The sequence below is a fragment of the Streptococcus mitis genome (assembly GCF_023110375.1).
In the GTDB taxonomy this organism is placed as follows: Bacteria; Bacillota; Bacilli; order Lactobacillales; family Streptococcaceae; genus Streptococcus; species Streptococcus mitis_CI.
This window is the reverse complement of sequence record NZ_JALDVV010000013.1, coordinates 33,402-51,098: the sequence shown is the minus strand read 5'-3', so window position 1 is coordinate 51,098 and position 17,697 is coordinate 33,402. Positions and strand designations below refer to the sequence as shown.

The 17,697-nt window shown below is 39.6% G+C and carries 22 protein-coding genes and 2 pseudogenes; all 24 read right to left on the bottom strand.

The window, feature by feature from the left end:
* Window positions 1-88, bottom strand: a pseudogene (locus tag M1G12_RS08205) (transposase); the annotation flags it as partial.
* Window positions 89-198: 110 nt separating this feature from the next.
* Window positions 199-1,533 carry an Nramp family divalent metal transporter gene (locus M1G12_RS08200; protein ID WP_000094601.1) on the bottom strand — a complete coding sequence of 445 codons (1,335 nt, stop codon included), beginning with the start codon at window positions 1,531-1,533 and terminating at the stop codon, window positions 199-201.
* A gap of 801 nt (window positions 1,534-2,334) precedes the next feature.
* Entirely contained in the window at window positions 2,335-2,850 is a 516-nt protein-coding gene (locus tag M1G12_RS08195; protein ID WP_247949726.1) for a hypothetical protein, read from the bottom strand.
* A gap of 220 nt (window positions 2,851-3,070) precedes the next feature.
* Entirely contained in the window at window positions 3,071-3,502 is a 432-nt protein-coding gene (locus M1G12_RS08190) for a DUF2335 domain-containing protein (RefSeq protein WP_084865374.1), read from the bottom strand.
* A complete protein-coding gene (locus M1G12_RS08185; protein WP_084865372.1) occupies window positions 3,486-3,692 on the bottom strand; it encodes a hypothetical protein in 207 nt (68 codons plus the stop codon). The genes M1G12_RS08190 and M1G12_RS08185 overlap by 17 nt, the downstream gene beginning before the upstream one ends.
* A gap of 175 nt (window positions 3,693-3,867) precedes the next feature.
* Window positions 3,868-4,647: pseudogene (locus tag M1G12_RS08180) on the bottom strand (CHAP domain-containing protein); the annotation flags it as partial.
* 107 nt (window positions 4,648-4,754) lie between these two features.
* Complete coding sequence (locus tag M1G12_RS08175) at window positions 4,755-5,453, bottom strand: AP2 domain-containing protein (protein WP_247949725.1); 699 nt, start codon at window positions 5,451-5,453, stop codon at window positions 4,755-4,757.
* 324 nt (window positions 5,454-5,777) lie between these two features.
* Window positions 5,778-6,035, bottom strand: a complete 258-nt coding sequence (locus M1G12_RS08170) for a phage holin (RefSeq protein ID WP_247949724.1) — start codon at window positions 6,033-6,035, stop codon at window positions 5,778-5,780.
* Between the two features lie 16 nt (window positions 6,036-6,051).
* Window positions 6,052-6,768: a hypothetical protein gene (locus M1G12_RS08165; RefSeq protein WP_247949723.1), complete on the bottom strand. Its 717-nt coding sequence runs from the start codon at window positions 6,766-6,768 to the stop codon at window positions 6,052-6,054.
* 5 nt (window positions 6,769-6,773) lie between these two features.
* The gene (locus M1G12_RS08160; protein ID WP_247949722.1) at window positions 6,774-7,094 is read right to left on the bottom strand and encodes a hypothetical protein; all 321 of its coding nucleotides are present in this window, start codon (window positions 7,092-7,094) and stop codon (window positions 6,774-6,776) included.
* Between the two features lie 6 nt (window positions 7,095-7,100).
* Complete coding sequence (locus M1G12_RS08155; RefSeq protein ID WP_247949721.1) at window positions 7,101-7,586, bottom strand: hypothetical protein; 486 nt, start codon at window positions 7,584-7,586, stop codon at window positions 7,101-7,103.
* 14 nt (window positions 7,587-7,600) lie between these two features.
* Entirely contained in the window at window positions 7,601-7,879 is a 279-nt protein-coding gene (locus M1G12_RS08150; RefSeq protein WP_084865360.1) for a DUF7365 family protein, read from the bottom strand.
* An 11-nt stretch (window positions 7,880-7,890) separates the two neighbouring features.
* Window positions 7,891-8,610, bottom strand: coding sequence for a hypothetical protein (locus M1G12_RS08145; RefSeq protein ID WP_247949720.1), 720 nt, complete (start codon window positions 8,608-8,610; stop codon window positions 7,891-7,893).
* Window positions 8,611-8,632: 22 nt separating this feature from the next.
* A complete protein-coding gene (locus M1G12_RS08140) occupies window positions 8,633-10,021 on the bottom strand; it encodes a pyocin knob domain-containing protein (protein ID WP_247949719.1) in 1,389 nt (462 codons plus the stop codon).
* A complete protein-coding gene (locus tag M1G12_RS08135; protein ID WP_247949718.1) occupies window positions 10,014-10,289 on the bottom strand; it encodes a hypothetical protein in 276 nt (91 codons plus the stop codon). Before M1G12_RS08135 ends, M1G12_RS08140 begins: the two co-directional genes overlap by 8 nt.
* Window positions 10,282-10,875 (bottom strand): putative phage tail protein, encoded by a 594-nt coding sequence (locus M1G12_RS08130; RefSeq protein ID WP_247949717.1) that lies wholly within the window; start codon window positions 10,873-10,875, stop codon window positions 10,282-10,284. Before M1G12_RS08130 ends, M1G12_RS08135 begins: the two co-directional genes overlap by 8 nt.
* Window positions 10,875-12,002, bottom strand: a complete 1,128-nt coding sequence (locus M1G12_RS08125) for a baseplate J/gp47 family protein (RefSeq protein ID WP_247949716.1) — start codon at window positions 12,000-12,002, stop codon at window positions 10,875-10,877. Before M1G12_RS08125 ends, M1G12_RS08130 begins: the two co-directional genes overlap by 1 nt.
* Entirely contained in the window at window positions 11,992-12,384 is a 393-nt protein-coding gene (locus M1G12_RS08120) for a DUF2634 domain-containing protein (protein ID WP_023948079.1), read from the bottom strand. The genes M1G12_RS08125 and M1G12_RS08120 overlap by 11 nt, the downstream gene beginning before the upstream one ends.
* 2 nt (window positions 12,385-12,386) lie before the next feature.
* Window positions 12,387-12,689: a DUF2577 domain-containing protein gene (locus M1G12_RS08115; RefSeq protein ID WP_247949715.1), complete on the bottom strand. Its 303-nt coding sequence runs from the start codon at window positions 12,687-12,689 to the stop codon at window positions 12,387-12,389.
* Window positions 12,689-13,654, bottom strand: coding sequence for an XkdQ/YqbQ family protein (locus tag M1G12_RS08110; protein ID WP_230529166.1), 966 nt, complete (start codon window positions 13,652-13,654; stop codon window positions 12,689-12,691). Before M1G12_RS08110 ends, M1G12_RS08115 begins: the two co-directional genes overlap by 1 nt.
* Window positions 13,654-14,346 (bottom strand): phage baseplate protein, encoded by a 693-nt coding sequence (locus M1G12_RS08105; protein ID WP_247949714.1) that lies wholly within the window; start codon window positions 14,344-14,346, stop codon window positions 13,654-13,656. The genes M1G12_RS08110 and M1G12_RS08105 overlap by 1 nt, the downstream gene beginning before the upstream one ends.
* A 13-nt stretch (window positions 14,347-14,359) precedes the next feature.
* Window positions 14,360-16,609: a tape measure protein gene (locus tag M1G12_RS08100; RefSeq protein WP_247949713.1), complete on the bottom strand. Its 2,250-nt coding sequence runs from the start codon at window positions 16,607-16,609 to the stop codon at window positions 14,360-14,362.
* A gap of 194 nt (window positions 16,610-16,803) precedes the next feature.
* Window positions 16,804-17,208 carry a phage tail assembly chaperone gene (locus tag M1G12_RS08095; protein WP_247949712.1) on the bottom strand — a complete coding sequence of 135 codons (405 nt, stop codon included), beginning with the start codon at window positions 17,206-17,208 and terminating at the stop codon, window positions 16,804-16,806.
* A gap of 15 nt (window positions 17,209-17,223) precedes the next feature.
* Entirely contained in the window at window positions 17,224-17,688 is a 465-nt protein-coding gene (locus tag M1G12_RS08090) for a phage tail tube protein (protein ID WP_247949711.1), read from the bottom strand.
* Window positions 17,689-17,697 lie beyond the last annotated feature (9 nt).

Sequence of the window (17,697 nt, the reverse complement as noted above, 5' to 3'; positions counted from 1 at the left end):
TCCCAAATTTATTTGAAAGCTTCTCTAAGCTATATCCTTGTTTTCTAAGTTCATAGATCTGAACTTTATCATCATAACTCAATTTCATAATAAAACACCCCAAAAGTTAGATTTTTTCTGTCTAACTTTTGGGGTGCAGTACAGAAATCTTGGGTATCTTTTTTCTTATATGCTTGTTTTATAACTCGGGTGAATTTCTTAGAAAATATCAAATAACAATTTCACATTGAGAATTGTTAAGATAATGGAAACGATATAGCCAAGGATGGTATTCCATTTGGCATTGGTAAATTCTCCCATCAGTGATTTCTTAGAAGTTAGATAAATCAGTGGGAAGATTGAAAATGGAAGAGCAATCGAAAGAAAGACTTGTGAATAAACCAATAACTGATCCAATGTTTTTTCCTGATGACCAAACAGAACCGCTACAATCATGACAGGCAACAAGGCAAAGAGACGAGTTGCCAAACGAATGAACCATTGAGGTAATCTCATATGCAAGAAACCTTCCATAACGATTTGTCCAGTCAAGGTACCCGTAATTGTCGAATTTTGACCACTGGCTAATAAAGCCAAGGCAAACAAGGTTGATAAGGTCGAGCTAGCTATAGCTCCTGCAATAGTAGAATCCTGCAAGGCATTATACATTTGAGAGAAGGCAGAAATCTCAGATGCATGGCCGAAAAAGAGAGCCGCCCCGAGAATTAATAGAAGGGAGTTAACCACAAAGGCCAAGGATAATTGGAGATTTGAATCCCAGGTCATAAAGCGCACGGCTTTTCGAACATCATTCTTGTCCTTGTGATTGATTTTCCGAGTTTGTGACAAGGAAGAATGCAAATAGAGGTTATGGGGCATAACCGTTGCTCCCACGATCCCTAGTGCCAAGGTTAATTGACTTTCATGCCCTGGCAAGGGACTTTCAAATAAGGTTGCATTCGGTAGATAACCCTCAACGATTCCTTGGAAGCTTGGATGTGACAAAGCTACCAGATAGGTAAAAATTGCTAGAATGGTTAAAATCAGTGTTGTCACAATAGCTTCAATCTTCTTAAAGCCAAATTTCATCAGAAGCAATAAGAGAAAAACATCCAACACGGTCAAGAGAATTGCTATCATAATCGGAATCTTAAAGAGAAGATTGAGAGCAATCGCTGAACCTAGAACTTCTGCCAGATCTGTCGCCATCAAGGCTAATTCTAAAATCACCCATAGACTATAACGAAGCCATTTAGGTGAATGATGAGCCGTTGCTTGAGCCAGGTCCATCTGGGTTACAATACCAAGCTTTCCTGCCATCTGCTGAAGTTGCATGGCAATGAGAGATGAAATCAAGATAACAAACAAGAGACTATACTTATAGGAAGCACCACCGACTACACTGGTAATCCAGTTTCCTGGATCCATATAACCAACTGCGACAAGAGCACCCGGGCCTAAAAAGGCATTTAAATTTTGCCAGAAATGATTGTTATTTGGAGTATCGATAGATTGATTAATCTCAGAGAGTGACACTTTTTTATGAGAAGACATAGATACTTACCTCTTTCTAAACCTACTTTTTCATTATTTTCTATTAGAGAAAAATAAGATTGACTTTAAACTATTAAAACAATGAAAACTATATGAAAAACATTTAGTTTTTTCATTATTTTTCTTAAGGTACCTTAATATTTTTCTTAAGGCACCTTAATTATAACACAAAAATGAAAACTATATGAAAAACATTTAGTTTTTTCATTATTTTTCTTAAGGCACCTTAATTATAACAGAAAATATGATAAAAACTTAAGAAAATTCAGGACTTGATTTAATATTTAGGATACAACAAAATGTTGTATTCTTTTTTTGCAAAAGAATACCAAAGAATAAAATAAAAAACGTTGTAAAAACAACGTTTTAGAAAGATTTACAAAACAATGTAAATTATCAATGGAGCCGGTGGGAGTCTCAAAAACCTTATTAAATCAACTCGTAGCGATTTTAGGGTCTGTTTTAGGGTCTGCTTTTCCAAAAATTGGCTAAAATCACGGCTCAATACTGTATTAAAATCTACTTGCATTATACCACAAATTCCTATTTAGATTTCAAAAAACCTTCAGCAAAAATATTGATTTTAACAAAACACCGTTTTTGACAATAATCAAAAAAGAAAAAGAAGGCATTATTAACAAAATGGCATTTTTGACAATAATACCCTGCCATTCCTCCTTCCTATCCTTCAAGAAAGCGATTTTTTGAACAATAGGATTATAATTTCTGTTTCTAATCGTTCAAAATGCGTGTTTTTGAACAATAAAAAAACGCAAGCCAAACGACCTGCGGAAACATCATCTATTCTAAATAGTCTTTTTCTGTAATTACTTTTAATCTAGTAGAATAATTCTGAAATGTTGAGAATTTAAAACGTTTAGGATCTTCAAGTTTATTTCTATCATTTATTTCCAAAGCATGGTTATAGTCTATAATTGCTTTTACCAACTTATTAATTATGACCTTATCATTGTCCATTACTTTATAATAATCTTCGATTTTCCGAAGGCGGAAAGTTGTATTCAGTAAATAACTTTTATCTTCTAAAATCAATGTTTTACCAATATCTAATCCTTCAACATATCCTTCTTTTGCCGAATTTCTAAGTTTATACTTCAACTGATACTTTTTAGGAATGTAACTTCTAAATGGAATCAAGAAAGTTAGCCCCTGTATTTTGACAACAGTTACCGCAAATCCCCTTCCTTTATTCATTACTTCCTTTGTCTTAAAGTCATAATCCATCGCTTGAATAAGGTCGTAATCCTTGCACATTTCTAAATCAATTTGACCTAATTTTAACTTCTTACTTTTCATTCCTATTCCTTAGATAAAAAGCTCACTAAAAAGTGAGCAACATTTCCAATGAGATACTTCTGTTGACGAGCGCGTCTCTCCGCCCCCTCATTGCCTCAAGAAAAGGCTGGGCGAATCGAAAGGAGGTAGATTTTTCCTGTTTTCAATTCTACTTATTTTTGCACATTTTTTGAATTTTGTCAAACAAAAAAACCGCAAGCCTGAGCCTGCGGTGAAAGACCTATTCTTTGTCTTTGTTTTTATTTTGATTATTCCCTGTAAACAAACCAATTAGCCCTAGTGCAGTAGTTCCAGTTAAAACACTACCTGCAACTTGTTTATCTGTCGCTATTAAGTAAATTCCACCGATAATAACAACGAGGGCGATTAAAAAGCCGAATAACTGTCCCAATTTATGAGAAGAGATATTCCCTGATAAGTATTTATCTTCCATCTCTCTACGATGTTGGCTTTCTGCAATACCATTATCAATAATCTTTTGTGCAGCATCAGGATATAGCTCTTGATACCCTTTGAGGATATCTGGATGTGGTAGATCACCTTGATAGATTTCCAACTTCTGCAGAACTACTTGACGCTGTTCATGTGGTAAGCGCTCGACTTCATCAACAATATTATTGACTTCAATCAAATCTTTATTCTCGGTATCCAAATTTCATTACCTCTTTCTGAATGCCCATCGTTGATTTCTTGTAATCACTTTTGACTTTCTTCCAGTCTGGGACTGTATCAGCTTTTACTTTTGAAATGCTCTGGTTAAAGCTAAAAACAGGCAATACAATTGCTGTCATACCAAGTAAAAAAGACTTAAAGTATTGAGGTTGTTTTGTATTTTTTAACATACCAAATTCCTCCTACTCGCTCCATAATATTTTTTTGAATTAACTTGATTATGACATCTTTCTTTAAAAAAGTCAATGTTTCTTGCTCTTTTTAACGAAAAAATCCCCACAAGAACGAGTCCTGTGGGGTAGAAATACATTTTAGAAAAGTTTTCCTTTCATTTTATTTTTTAAATTATTTAGTTGTAATCAAGCCTTCTGGCTCAACTGTGAACTCTGGCTTGTCTGCCAGTGTTCCATCTGGTTTGAGGTAGTACCAGCCTGTCTTGTCGGCTGACTGAATAAAGGCGTTTGATACCATGTTTCCGTTCTTACGGTCGAGGTAGTACCATGTCTGCTTATGCTTAATCCAGCCAGTGACCATCTTACCTTCTTCATCGAAGTAATACCAAGCGTTGTTGATACGAGCCCAGCCAGTAGCCATAGACCCTGAGTCTGTGAACCAGTACCAAGCGTCCTTGTAGTTCAACCAGGTACTACGCTTCATGAAGCCTTTATCATCGAAATAGTACCAAACATCATTGATTTTCTCCCATTTGTTAGTTGGGTATGAGCCGTCTTCACGAACCCACCACCAACCGTACTGGTTCTGTTGCCAGCCGATTTCGACTTCTTCAGGTGGCACGATATAACCAACGATTTCACTTACAGAGCGCTCATTGTAGCGACAAGGGCCACCTACTTCAAGGTAGTCCCAATTGCCATCAATATTCTGCTCAATCGTCTTGATGGTATATCCGTCTGAGTCCTCATAGACAAGACCTGTATGCCCGTAGTTGACACCGTCGCCAGCTACGTATGATTTCACGAAGAACCAACCAGCCTTTGGATAGTCAACATCATACACGACTTTCAGGCCTTGTGAACGTGCTGACTCAAGCAAGTCGTAGGCATTGCCCCAAAGGGTCACACCATACCAATGACGAAGCCCGTAACAAGGTACGTCAGCACATTGCATTTTCTTTAAAATACGACTCTCCTCTTGGTTATTTCAAACCAAGAATGTATAACGTATTCCCTCTATAACGAGCTCATACTTTCATATGAGATGAGACTATATCTTTATTTGTGGTAATCATCTAATTCAATAAATTTTAGATTAGCATTATTTTCGAGATTATATTTTTTTATAGCTTCAATTCTAGCTTTGTAAGCTTCTTCTGGTGAATTAAAGCTACCTACATAGACGTGTTTCCTATTTACGTTGTAATATGAAGAGTACCTCCCTTTTTTACTGGTATTTTCAACGACTCCTGTAAATCCAGTTTTGTTTTTATACTGTCTTCTATTGTTACAATTTTCTTTAGGCAAAACCCATCTGCAATTTTCTTTACAATAATTTCCGTCATTATCGATTCTATCTAATTGATATTTTTCACCAGGAGGTTCTCCCATATCTTCATAAAACCTTTCAAACTCTTCCCATTCTTTAGAGTATGTGATTCCCCGACCGCCATATCTTTCGTAGTGATCATATGATGAATTATTGCACCTCTGTTTCATACCTTTCCACGCTCGGTGAACTTTTGTACCAGACATTCCATGTTTTTTAAAATTAGAAGACGATGTTATGCGTGACAAACAACCACACGATTTTGAATATCCGTTTCTTACCTCAGTAAGCACCATCGCTTTTTTTGTTCCACACAAATTACATTGACACAGAGCAAGTAATTTATTGTATTTATTTTTACCTGATATTTCCAATACTTTTAGATGATTAAATGTTTTTCCAACATCTTTATGCTCTTTCGTCTGCATTAGTTAAACCTTTCGTTTCGTCTAACTATATTATACCACAAATACCTCGTGCTGTCTTGCGATTGCAAGCACTTAGTCGTTGAACCTTCCTCTACTGTTACCATAGAGGCTCGGCTGCTGATTTTCCAATCTATGAAGTTTTTAAGCATTCACGCTTACTGTTACCAGTTACGTTGTAGCCTCATAGCTCTAAGGAGGTTCCAGCAATTCTCGAGGTTACGAGCCCATTCGCTTAAGCTCCGTACATTCCATCATTATCCACTCCATCGCCAGCATTAGCTTTATCGATGAAGAATTGAATCATTTCCTGTTTTTTAGACATACCTACTCCTCACTTGGTTTCTTATAGTCTAGCGCTCGTGTGCTGTCTGTTATTCCGCTAGTCGTTGGGTCGTTGACCAAACCGATAGCAGTCAAGAACACGAAGACTGCATTAACAAGCAAAATCAGCTTGTTGCCGATATCACCCAAATCCAGATGATATCCAAAGACTGCTGCAGCAGCTTGCAAGACAAGCAAGAAGGCTGGGATTGCAGTCAGCCAAAAGTATTTATTTTCTAGTCGTAATTTCCAGTTAATCATATTGCTTTCCTTTCTATTATGGCAATGTTGTCGGCCAAGGCTCATCGGTTAAGTAAGAGATAGCACTTACACGGATATCTCCAATATCTCTGTTGGTTGGGATGTCTTCGTTAAATGTGAATTGAATGAAATTTAAGTCAGATTTACCGCCTAAATACCAAATTCCATAAGGTCTACCCTTATCGTCATAAGTTGGTCCTACAAGTGAATTTTCGCTTCTAAAGCCTTCTGGAATACCGTTAGGAACAACAACTTTAGCCCCTTTATCTCCACTACTATTATGTCTTACAAATCCAGGTCCATTCCGTCTGCCTACTCCAAACCAACCCCACTGCAAGCCCCCGAATTGATAAGTAACTAAGTTGTTAACTCTTCGTATTTTGATGAACGAGTTGCCTGCTCTAGAGACACTGCTTAACGTCCTCCAACCTGTATCACCAATCAAGACACGCCAACCAGTGTTGTTACTACCTTTCTCTTTTATCCATTTCAGAGCACCGTTTGTGACATTGATATCTACGTAAGTAGTCCCAATGTCCGCCACAATACGGCCTTCTGGTGAGCCTGTACCACGGATTTCATGGCCTACATTCTCTGGTAAAGGTAGAGTGACATTATTACCCCCGACAATGCCGAGGGTATTTCCTGTTAATGTCAGCCTTGGTTCAGGCCTTTGATTCAGAGTTTTAACATCCCGACCGACTGCTTGAGCAAATTCCTCAAAATTGCTCATAGCAATCACGCTTTCGCTGCATTATACGTTGCTACCAGGTCAAGGTTGGCAAATTCGTCAATACGACGACCGAGGTCGGCTAGTTTTTGAACCACTGCGCCTTCAGTGCTACCGCTCAATTTAGCGATTTCCTCAGCGAGCTCTTTAAGCGTATTGAGGTTTTCAGGTACCCCATCACCTAAAAGATCGTTCTTAACTGCTGTTTTTGCCTGCTCAATAGCTTGCGTTAACGTAGCATTGTCAATCTTTGTATCGATTAACTGCTTCAGCGATTTGTAATCAACTCCCAACGCTTGAGCGAATGCAATCCATTTACTTGTATCCATAATTTTCTATACCTTTCCAAGATTATAGTATGTGAGCAAATCAGGAATTTCCTGACATGCTCCACCTTCGCTTACATGTCGTTCTGCAAGCTGTTTCTTAACTTCTTCAACGATATCTAATTCCTTTAATTTATAGATATCTTCCGTAACCAATTCCTTGTCTGAGTCTTCAATTTCAATATAAGTATCTCTATCACTTGGGAAGATATACCCTCCAACCGAGATTTCCACTCGATATTTTCCGCTTGGTAAAATACTATCTAAATTAAAATTGACAGAATGGCTAGTGACGGGAGCAGTTGTCTTCCACCTACGTTGTCCCTTTGTTAGAGTAATAACCGCATCTTGACCCTCAAACAAGGTCATGACACGATAATTCTCGTCTAACAACTCAAACCCAAAGGTGGAAGACAAATCCCCTTGCTTAATAAGGTCGCCACCATCAATCCGAGCCAAATTGGTTGTATTAACTTTGCGGTTGTTACAACCCATTCTGCGCCCCTTTCTTAGCTTTTACTCTGAATCAACGTTTTCAACTCTCTCACATCTTCACCTAACGACTTAACTTGTTCCGCAAGGACTAAGATAGCCTTGTTTTGTTCATCGTGGTTATCTAGTCGTTTGTTTGCAGACATCTTGAATTCATGCAGATTCTCGATGTCTTTCTCTAAAACCGTGAGACGATTCTCTTGTTTGGTCGCTCGGTCTTTCATCGAGAAATAAAGTCCGACAACAGGAATGAGAGAGAGAAAAATTTGGACAATTAAACGTTCAAATTCTGCCATAAACACCTCCATTATTGGTTAGGTGCAACTGTTGTAGCAGAAGGTTCTGTTGCTGTAGGAGTTACGGTAGCTGTCGTAGAAACTGCAGCTGCTGGTGCGACAGTCGTTTCTTGAGGTTCGTACTTCCACGCTGCGCCTGTTCCATCCATTTCAAGACGACCATTACGAGCGAAATCGCTGACAGGTTCACCGCTATAAGTGAATTCCTTGTTCAACTGAACCAAGATACGCTTTCCTTCGCCGTCCACTTCAACGTGTGTTGGGTCTTCAAGGGTAATCAAGTCATGTGCCATGTAGCGTTTACCGACTTCAGCGAGTGGAATCAACTCTACCAATTCCTTGTAGTTTGTTCCATAAGCGATTGTCTTGCCTGCTACGGCATTTAAAACGACCGCATGGATGATTTTACCATAGCGGTCTGTTTCAGCTTTATTATGCTTAACTTCTTGGTCTGTAGCCGTCTGTTTGGCTTCTGTCTCAGCCAGTTTTTGTTCAGTTTCTTGAAGTTTAGCCTGATTTTCTTGCAGCTTCGCTTGCGCTTGAACAATAGCACTCGTTGGGTCAAGCTCTGCATGGACTTGCTCTAGGACTGCTTGAATGATTTTTTCATCAGAGTCACCTAGTCGGTCTCCGTCAAGCTCACGAGTGTAATACGTGAAAGGTTGTTCTTTACGGATAGTTACTACTGTTTTGTCAACTCTAAAAAGTTTGTTTTCTACTAAAAATTCCATGTTATTTACTTCTTTCTATAATTTATTTCTTAATCCACATAAAAATATTGCAGTAATTCTGGTACGGAGGTATCGGTGGTGTTGTATGACACAAGCCATCTTTGTGATTAAAAAACACTTCTGAAGCAAAGAATGAACCTGCAGGAGAATTGTTTTTGTATTGAGATACAACCATGTCGGATTTACCATAAAGCGCTGGCAACGATTCTGTTTCGCCACCACGCTTCGCAGGCAAAAGAGATGTGGGGATTCTAAAGATTTTTTTGTCGTACATCGAATTATTATTTGGAGCATTTTCTAGCGAATTTCCGTCAATTGCATATTTCAAAATTACGACATTACCAATGACATAAATTTTATTATCGCCTTCAAGAGCGAACCTAGATGGTCTTACACCACTCTCAAATTCCAAAGGAATGACTCTCATATCCAGCCTGGGCAACACCTGCCAGCTTCCCCAAACGCCATTCACTTTGGTTCTAACCGCAGTAAATGTATTCATGTTATCTACTGCCTGCTGCATGACGTTCTGGCCGTCGATTTTGGTTACAGTCACATAGAGCGGAGAACGTGAACCTTTTGGTGAATTCGTCAGCCCTGCTCCTGTATACATGCCTGATTCAACATAGCTATCCCAGTTTCCTGTAGCGGTCTTAGCACTGCCATTGTCATTCGTCAGCTTGGTTAGTTGAGCATTATTCCATCTATTCTTATCCACGCTCGATACGTGAATAGTCGAATTTTGCGAATGAGAATTAAACTCACTCTTACTCGCTTGTTCAACATTCGTGACATTCCCTAGACCGACTTGAGACTTTGTAACACCGTGAGGGTTGTTGCGGTTCCCTGTGTGGTCTGTCAATGCACGACTATCTGCCTTACCATTCCAAGAGGTTCTCTCTTGTTGAGTAATGTGTTTAGTCGTATCTCTTGCGTGAGCGTCAAAATCGGTCTTGCTGGCTTGTTCCACGTTCGTCACATTTGCTAGACCGACTTGCTCTTTCGTCACACTATGCGGATTCTTTCGATTAGTAGTATGAGCGTTGAACTCCTGCTTACTAGCCTGTTCCACATTCGTGACATTACCCAATCCTACCTGTGTCTTTGTGACACCGTGAGGGTTGTTATGATTGTTTAAGTGATTTTGAAGATCTTGCTTACTTGCTTGCTCAACATTCGTGACATTCCCTAGTCCCACCTGTTGCTTAGTGACACCGTGTGGGTTGTTTCGGTTGTTGACGTGACCAGTTAGGTCTGCCTGATTCGCTTTATTTGTTGTTTGATTACCGATGATAGCTTCAAGGCCATCAATATCAGATACTTTGTGGCGATGGGTTGCGTCAGCTTTGTTTTCCCAACGTTGCGCATCCTCTGCTCCAATGATATCCCTTGATCTCCAAGTTTTAACCATCTGTTAGCACCTCCAATTTATACTTGAACCGTGTCGTTGTTTCAATCGGAACGTACACTTCTATCACTGATAGAACAATGTCTGACGCATCTAACAACTCCACTTTCGTAACCTCTCTTACCGAATCGGGTATTAAAAACTCTACAAAAACAAATTGCCTATCCCGTCTTTTTTGGATTGAGACAACTTGATTGCTATTTAATCTAGCTTTGCTTATTTTAGCTAATACAGTATCAGTAATCAAGGTAAATAATGTTTCTTTAATCACTAAATATAACCTCTTCTTCTGCTCCTTCGTATTCAAGAGCTGTCACCCCTACAACTGCATAACCAACTCTAGCAAAGTCTACCGAGGTCTTAAATAGCCGTTCTTTCAGCTTGACTCGTTCAGTTACTGTTGGAATATGCGTATATACCATGTTCGCTGGTTTGATTGCGTTGATAAAAACAACAGACTCTCTGAAAAGTCCGCTCGTTTCTGCACCAGACTCAATCAGTAAGACCTGATTAGCGAAATCTACTGAAGCCTTGTACTTCCCTTTGCCGAAAAGGTCGTCCAATTTGCGAATTAAAAACCACCAAGAAAATGGTGGTCTCATATTGATCCGCAACAAGACACGTTCTCTTCTCCACTCCAACGTATCGGTTGGGTGGGCAACAATATCGTATACTTCTTCAAATTTCGTCAACGTAGGAACATCACAATACATAATGAACTGATTCTTGATAAACTGCTCTAACGAGATAGTTCCATCTTTAAATAGAGCATTTTCAACCTTAACCAGCTCTTTCATATCCTTGACGCCCTCATAGTAATTTGGAACGTATTCAGATAAGTTTACTTCTTTTGCCATTAAACAACCCTCACTGTTCCTTTATACGGCAATTGTTGTAATTGCCCTGTGAAAACAAGCGCTAGATCAGCTTCACGATTGTTCAATTTCATCTTATCAACGTTTGCGACGCCGTTAATAGTAAGTAACTTGGCCATTAACTGCGAGCGATAGATTTTCATGCTATAGGTGTTGACATCTGAGTATTGCGCCCAGTTCTTTCTCAAGTCTAAGAAATACTGGTCTAGAGCCTTGTCTACCAGTTCTTTTACTTGATTTAGCTGATATCCTGTCATCAACTCAAGTTTAAACTCAATATCAATCGGGAAGCGTGTCGCAGTCGTAACCGTCACACGGTGATTGATAGGAGCAAGTCCAACTCCTTTTCCAGTATATTCAAGTGGATCCAGAACATTTTGCACCTTCTTAATTGTCTCAGTAGATGCCAAATTTAAGTCGTTGTCTAAAATAACTACTTTAACCGTTCCTGAGCCATTCCAAACTGGATAAACCTGAACTGCACCAACTCCGTCAATTTCACGGACACGCTGAACGTACTCAATGAAATTACCGCCAAACGGCTTCTCATTGACGTAAATCAAGAAACGCTTCCGCAAGTCATCGTCAGTTTCTTCATCTTGACCGGATGTAACAATTTCTCCTAAGACTGCTGTAGCGAGGTTTCTGTAGTTCTCCAAGGGCAAGATATTGCCGTAATAGCGGTTACCGACAACGCCGCTTGTCTCACACTCTACTTCATACTTGCCTACTACATCTGTGGCACGAACAACCTTGTAGATGATTGCAGCTTCATCAAGAGTCGCAAAACGAGAGCCTAAAGCGATTTGTATACCTTTTTTTCTCTCGTTTTTAAACTCCGCAAAGCGTACCGCTTTTTTTGACGGATAACGATGTAGACCGAACTCTTCAACCTTGTAGTCTAGGTATTGGCCAATAGCAGTCTGTGGAAATGTATCTAGCAGTAGATTTTTCAACTGCAAATAAAAACCAGCTAACTCATAACAAGCAGGCGCCAATGCGTCATAGATGATAGAACCTTCCCGTGTATCAATATTTTCATTGACACGAGAAAGAGCGTCATTCATCAGATAATCAAACGTGTATTTTTCTAAGAAATCACCTATCATTAATCAGCGTCACCTCCTTTTCGACTTTAAACAAACCGGATATAGTATGGACTTCAAAGACACAAAGCAAACTGTCTTTAGTTTGTTGCTCGATGAAGAAATTTTGGACACTTTTAATTCTTGTATCAACTAACAAGGCTTGAGAAATTGTTCTCTCAAGGTCAGCTTTTACAAAATCATAAGGTTTTCCAATCAAGCGCTCCAATTCTACTCCGTAGTTTGAAGAGTAAATAACCCACTCAAACCGTTCTGTAAGCAAAATCTTTTCAACTGCTTGCCTCATGGCTTCTAAGCCGTCAATATATCCGTGTATTCTGCCATTTTTCACTTGATAAGTGTAGGATGGCAAAACAACTTCTTCAATGTTTCGTATATCTACCATCTTCACTCCATCCTTTGTAAAACGTAGTATAATTGCCCATTCTGAGCTTTAATCATTAAGACTTTGTCTCCTGCTTCAAGATTACGAAAAACAATCCATCTCTTGTTGTCCCCTTCAGTATCTCCAGTACGTAGTTCTTTAACCATCGGACTTAAAACTAAAAAAGACTCTGGGATTTCAAGTTTATTATTAACCTTGATTGTCAGAGGAGAAACAGATGTGACAGAACCAAAAACAATGTCTGTTCTGTCTGTCCCATCATCTACTCCTTGCGCCAAAAGGCGTGCTAATAACTCTCCTGCCATTATTCCAGCGTCCTCAATTCTAAATCCATTGTATGCACCTTGTCCCACTTGTGGGTACATTTAGAGATGATGCCAAGACTGTTCTTCTTAATCCCTTCAGACTCTAAATCAGCAAAATCCAGTACAACACTGTTGCCTGCACTGATTCCAAGATGTCCTAAACAAGGAACTTTAAAAGTCTTTTTAGGATGATTCTTAGCTTTCAATAAGAGTTCAGCCTTTTGTTGAATCTGACTCTCATTCATCTTTTCATCCACTTTTTCGTGGTACTGCAACTTGCCCCAAAGAGCCACATTTTTAGAGTCTTTCACAACGTAAACTTCACGCTTCTTACTCTGCTTGTTGTCTTTAGTCAGCTTCACATAGTTGTAACTGTCATCGATAGAGCCTTCATAGTCAAAGTCTGTAGCTACGCTATCATCACCAATCACTAAGTCAGTAATCAGCGAATTTAAGGCTATATGCTCGACTGTACCGAAGTTATCTCTGATGATGTACCACATACCACCATGAATCAACGTTAAGTCCAAGGCGTTCTGGATCATAGCAAAATAAGTTTTCTTATCTTCGATTTTCTCCGGACACGTCCAGTTACCTTCATCAACAACTTTGTACTCAAGTTCTGATATTTCGCAAATCTTACTGAAGATTTCATGACTTTTAGAGGCTTCAAACACGATTGTGTCAGTGTTTTTCAGGTACCTCATTCTGTCATAAGCAGTAACCGACCATTTCTTAGCTGATTTTCGCTTTTTCTTGAAAACTTTTCCGTAAAAAATGCCCTTATCATCTACTTTGAAGCGGATAACATCCCCAAAGTTACAAGCAACCTGCGAGTCTATGATCATATCAAACTCAAGTTTTCCCGGCTGAAAATCAATGCTAGTTTCCCATTTGACACCTCCGACCAACTCAGTGATATCAAAGACTTTACCGTCATTCACATCTTGAATCAGAAATTCCATCATAGGACTTGTACCGAATCAGCAGTAACCCAACCACGCCAACCACCATTCAACATGGTAACGTGATAAGGATGCGACCCTTTCATATTGATATAATTGACAAGTCTAGTTGCGTTTGACTCAGTTTGACCAGGCCCTTCTCCGTAGCTATCTCTATGCAGCTGCCCATTGACGAGCACCTTTGCACCGATAGTTACTTCTTTCTTAGTCGAGGGAGCTTGTTCTTTCTGAGGTTGACTAGCTTTCTTCTCCTCTGATACCTTCTTTTCGATTTTTACAAACCGAGCCTTGGCCATCTTGTACTCTTTGAATGTGATGTCGTAATAAACATCCTCATGAATACCAGCTTTTCTTTGTTGCTCAAAACTTTCAACTGTCGCAAGCATATTGATACCCACACCAGAGATAATCAAGCGACAAGGTTCTTTCCCGTCCATGATTTTCTTTAAGAGTCGGACATAGGTTTCAGGCGTTCCTGATTTATTAAGGACATAAGAGCGGAAAGTGTCTCGAGGGAAGAATGAAGTGAAAGTAACCTCAGAGAGTTTAGGAAAACTCATCTGGGTTATTTCTCCTAGCGCAATACTCGTTGTTGACTCGTTATTGGCAATATTCTTCGTTTTCAGTTCTTCTGGATTGACAGGAAGTTGTGTGACTTGACCTTTGTACTCTACGAAAATACCAATCGCCATTTCTTTCTACCTCCTACGCAATTCCTAGGTCGCTATCGACCAAACCGACAATCTTTTCTTCAATTCTGCCAACCAAATCATCGATATCCTGTTCAGTAGCGCTATTTTTAGACTCATATTTAACACTAACTTGAGGCGTTAAAACTTGGTAATCAATGATGTACTTACGTTCTGCAACATCACGCATCATCTTGATATCTTCGTCTTTCAGCTTGACTTCATCTTCAATCTTACCGACGTTACCAATGTTTTTGCCTTTGCCCAGCTTGTCGCCAAGGCCTTTGCCACCGCCACCTTCCGGAGCACCTGCTCCTGCTGGTGTTTGGTTCATTTGGTCAAATTTAGAAGCAAGTTCGTCTTGCCCCTTCATCTTATCAGCGAAGCCTTGCATAGCATCACTAATACCTTGACCAAAAGCCTTAGTACCACTAAAAGCATTACCAGCAGTTGAGAAAGGATTTGCCATCCCATCCCACAAACCACCTGGAGTTATCATGTTAGCACGCATGCCATCAAAAGATTCATAATCATCAGGAGCCTCTCCTGGATTAAACATCTCTCCCATCGCACGAATACCATTGGCAAAACTACCGTCATTAGACATGTAGCCCATTTCGCCAACTTTTCCTAGATTCACTCCTGGTATTTTATTTAAAGCGTCAATGATCCAGTTGATAGCTTTAATAGCCATATTGGCACCTGCTATAAAAGCATTACCGATAGATTGCGCCACATTGACTACCCCATCAACAAACGTAGCAAAATAATCTAATATAGTTCGAACAAGATTATAAAATAACTTTCTGATGGAATAAATCGGGTGCTTAAAGACATTTCTCAAAAATTCTGCAACTGCTAAAGCAATGTTGTAAATGGCTATGAAGAGGTTTACAATCGGTGCAATCATATACATGACGAGATTGATGACGAACATAATGATGTCATAAACTACCGTTCCGACAAAGACAAAGGCTGCAACGATAGCAGCTGCAACGTCTAAGAATGAAATTCCCATAGCGTTTAGAGCTGTAGCAATTAAGAGAGCGACGGCAATAATGCCAATCATAACTAAATAGACTAACGCCCATGGAGCCTGTGCAATCATACCTGCTATAAATATAGCAATACCTACTATGGTAGCTACAGTTGCGACCATCATCAAAGCAGTAATTACAAAGTTAATGTTCTCAGTCACCCAGTTCCAACCTGCAACAAAGAGATTAAAGAGCCATAAAGCGATCTGGCCAATCGCAAACATAGCGGTCTCTAAACCTGCCATGAAGTTTTGTCCAGCGGTACTGTTTATGAACTCTTGCCACGCTTGAATTAAAGGCTGAAATGCGTATGAGGCAACGTTACCAACCTGAGTCATCATATCAGCAAAGGTCATCGGCATTTTCGCAAATTCAGCGTTTGTTTCAACTGCTGAACCAAGCAAAGCGTCCTTAAGGATATCTCCAGTTAACTGACCATCTTTAGCCATTCCCCTCAGTTGACCAACGCTGACACCAAGGTGTCTAGCTAGTTTTTGGGCAACAAGAGGAGCGTTCTCCATCATAGAGTTAAACTCATCACCACGAAGAACCCCTGAAGCAAGCGCCTGTGTGATTTGAAGCGTCCCTGCTTTTTGTTGCTCTAAGCTTGCACCACCGATTTTATACAGTTTGTTCAACTGTTCAGCGAATGCAATAGCTTCATCATTGCTTTTAAAGGCTTCTCCAGCTTGTGAGCGTAGTTTAGCCACTGAGTCTGCCATGATACCGAAGCCAGTCCTTGAGCGCTGTGCTGCTGCCATGATGCTATCTTGAAGTTCTTGGCCTGTCTTAGATCCATCTTCTATCGTCTTAAGCCTTGCCATAGTCTGAATATAATCATCGCCTGACTTAATCAGACCACTCATTAAATTGGCCATTTGCCTCAAAGCTTGAATAGCAACCATGAAATTCAAAGCACGAGAAATAGAAGTCATTCGACCAAGCATGGATGTAGCAGCGCCTAAGCCACCAACAAGAGGCCCAGTCGAAGGAAGTTTGGGAGCGATAGGTGGCGCCATTTTAGGCGCTACAGGGCTAGTAGCTTTAGGCGCAGTAAAATTCTTAGGCATATCTGCTTTGACTTTAATCGTTGCAGTCTGCGTCATATTCTTGACACGTCTATCCAACTCGCCGAACTTAGCAATAGTCCTGTTGATTGTGCTATTAATTCGATTTAAAGGGCTTGAGAAATTATCTCTAAGCGCTAGTGTTTGCATTAATGTAGCCATCTTCTACCGTCTCCTCCTTCCTCTGCTTTTTCTTTCCATTTCTTTGTGTTCCTTTTCTTCTGCCTCTACTCGGATATCGATAAAGGCAAAAATCAAGGCTTTCTCACGTTTAGATAAGCTATCCAAAAAGGACGGAGTCCAGTTGAATTGATGCAAACAGTAGTAAGCATAACTCAACTCTGCGTCCCCGTCCTCTAGTCGTTTTTTGCTTCTTCGACAAGATCATTGATATCTTCATCAAAGCCGTTCAGCGACTGGATTTCTTGCATAAGTCGATTGTATTCCCCAATCTTCAACATAGTTTTCAAGGTTGCTGCTTCATCTCCAACTGTGTGATAAGACTCTTGTAGTTGAGCATCTTTTAAGTCTGGGGTAACAACGCAGGCTACCATCAATGAGTCAATGTATCTTTCATTGTTAAACTCAGGAATAGTCACACCTTGACGATTTTTCTTCTTGATTGTTGCACGTTTCTTCAATGTATCGTTTAAACTTTCGTCAATACTACGAATGACAAAAGGAGATTTGAAACGTTCCATTGTCACTTCTTTAGTTTCATCTCGTTGAACGTTTTCTAGTAAAAAGTCTGAAATTGCCATTTATCTATCCTCTTTCTAACCTAATTTAGGCGCACCGAATTTTTCTAAAATATCCACATCTTCGAAAGTAAAGTTGACTTCTTCTTCCAAGAAATCATCTTCAACTTTCAATTGTCCCATTACAACTTCATCAAGGTTACATTCACGCAAGATAGTTGTTTGACGACCGATTGAACTAGTAGAGTCGTTATTTGTTACTTGAATATCAAAGAATGTATCACGACCATTCTTCATGTAGTCCAACATCATTTCCTTGAATGTTGAAGTGACACCGTAGATTGTCATCTTGCCCTCGCCCTTGAAACCAGTCGCTTTCACTTGCGTGCCACGATAGTTCAAAGTACGAACTTCTTCTTTGTTTTTCTTAACTGTCGCTTCAAGTTCCTTTACATAGAACATGAATTCATTTTTGCCATCGACGTGAATAAAAGCGGTACCTTCCTGACCGCTAATCACGTCACGACCTTTCAAATAAACCATGCTTTCTCC

Coding starts and splice junctions, on each gene's coding strand:
- M1G12_RS08110 (WP_230529166.1), bottom strand. CDS start 13,654: ATGGAATTTCTGATTCAAGATGTGAATGACGGTAAAGTCTTTGATATC.
- M1G12_RS08120 (WP_023948079.1), bottom strand. CDS start 12,384: ATGGTAGATATACGAAACATTGAAGAAGTTGTTTTGCCATCCTACACT.
- M1G12_RS08160 (WP_247949722.1), bottom strand. CDS start 7,094: ATGGATACAAGTAAATGGATTGCATTCGCTCAAGCGTTGGGAGTTGAT.
- M1G12_RS08185 (WP_084865372.1), bottom strand. CDS start 3,692: ATGTTAAAAAATACAAAACAACCTCAATACTTTAAGTCTTTTTTACTT.
- M1G12_RS08150 (WP_084865360.1), bottom strand. CDS start 7,879: ATGGCAGAATTTGAACGTTTAATTGTCCAAATTTTTCTCTCTCTCATT.
- M1G12_RS08155 (WP_247949721.1), bottom strand. CDS start 7,586: ATGGGTTGTAACAACCGCAAAGTTAATACAACCAATTTGGCTCGGATT.
- M1G12_RS08140 (WP_247949719.1), bottom strand. CDS start 10,021: ATGGTTAAAACTTGGAGATCAAGGGATATCATTGGAGCAGAGGATGCG.
- M1G12_RS08125 (WP_247949716.1), bottom strand. CDS start 12,002: ATGATAGGTGATTTCTTAGAAAAATACACGTTTGATTATCTGATGAAT.
- M1G12_RS08090 (WP_247949711.1), bottom strand. CDS start 17,688: ATGGTTTATTTGAAAGGTCGTGACGTGATTAGCGGTCAGGAAGGTACC.
- M1G12_RS08175 (WP_247949725.1), bottom strand. CDS start 5,453: ATGCAGACGAAAGAGCATAAAGATGTTGGAAAAACATTTAATCATCTA.
- M1G12_RS08115 (WP_247949715.1), bottom strand. CDS start 12,689: ATGGCAGGAGAGTTATTAGCACGCCTTTTGGCGCAAGGAGTAGATGAT.
- M1G12_RS08095 (WP_247949712.1), bottom strand. CDS start 17,208: ATGGCAATTTCAGACTTTTTACTAGAAAACGTTCAACGAGATGAAACT.
- M1G12_RS08130 (WP_247949717.1), bottom strand. CDS start 10,875: ATGGCAAAAGAAGTAAACTTATCTGAATACGTTCCAAATTACTATGAG.
- M1G12_RS08100 (WP_247949713.1), bottom strand. CDS start 16,609: ATGGCTACATTAATGCAAACACTAGCGCTTAGAGATAATTTCTCAAGC.
- M1G12_RS08195 (WP_247949726.1), bottom strand. CDS start 2,850: ATGAAAAGTAAGAAGTTAAAATTAGGTCAAATTGATTTAGAAATGTGC.
- M1G12_RS08170 (WP_247949724.1), bottom strand. CDS start 6,035: ATGATTAACTGGAAATTACGACTAGAAAATAAATACTTTTGGCTGACT.
- M1G12_RS08165 (WP_247949723.1), bottom strand. CDS start 6,768: ATGAGCAATTTTGAGGAATTTGCTCAAGCAGTCGGTCGGGATGTTAAA.
- M1G12_RS08145 (WP_247949720.1), bottom strand. CDS start 8,610: ATGGAATTTTTAGTAGAAAACAAACTTTTTAGAGTTGACAAAACAGTA.
- M1G12_RS08105 (WP_247949714.1), bottom strand. CDS start 14,346: ATGGCGATTGGTATTTTCGTAGAGTACAAAGGTCAAGTCACACAACTT.
- M1G12_RS08200 (WP_000094601.1), bottom strand. CDS start 1,533: ATGTCTTCTCATAAAAAAGTGTCACTCTCTGAGATTAATCAATCTATC.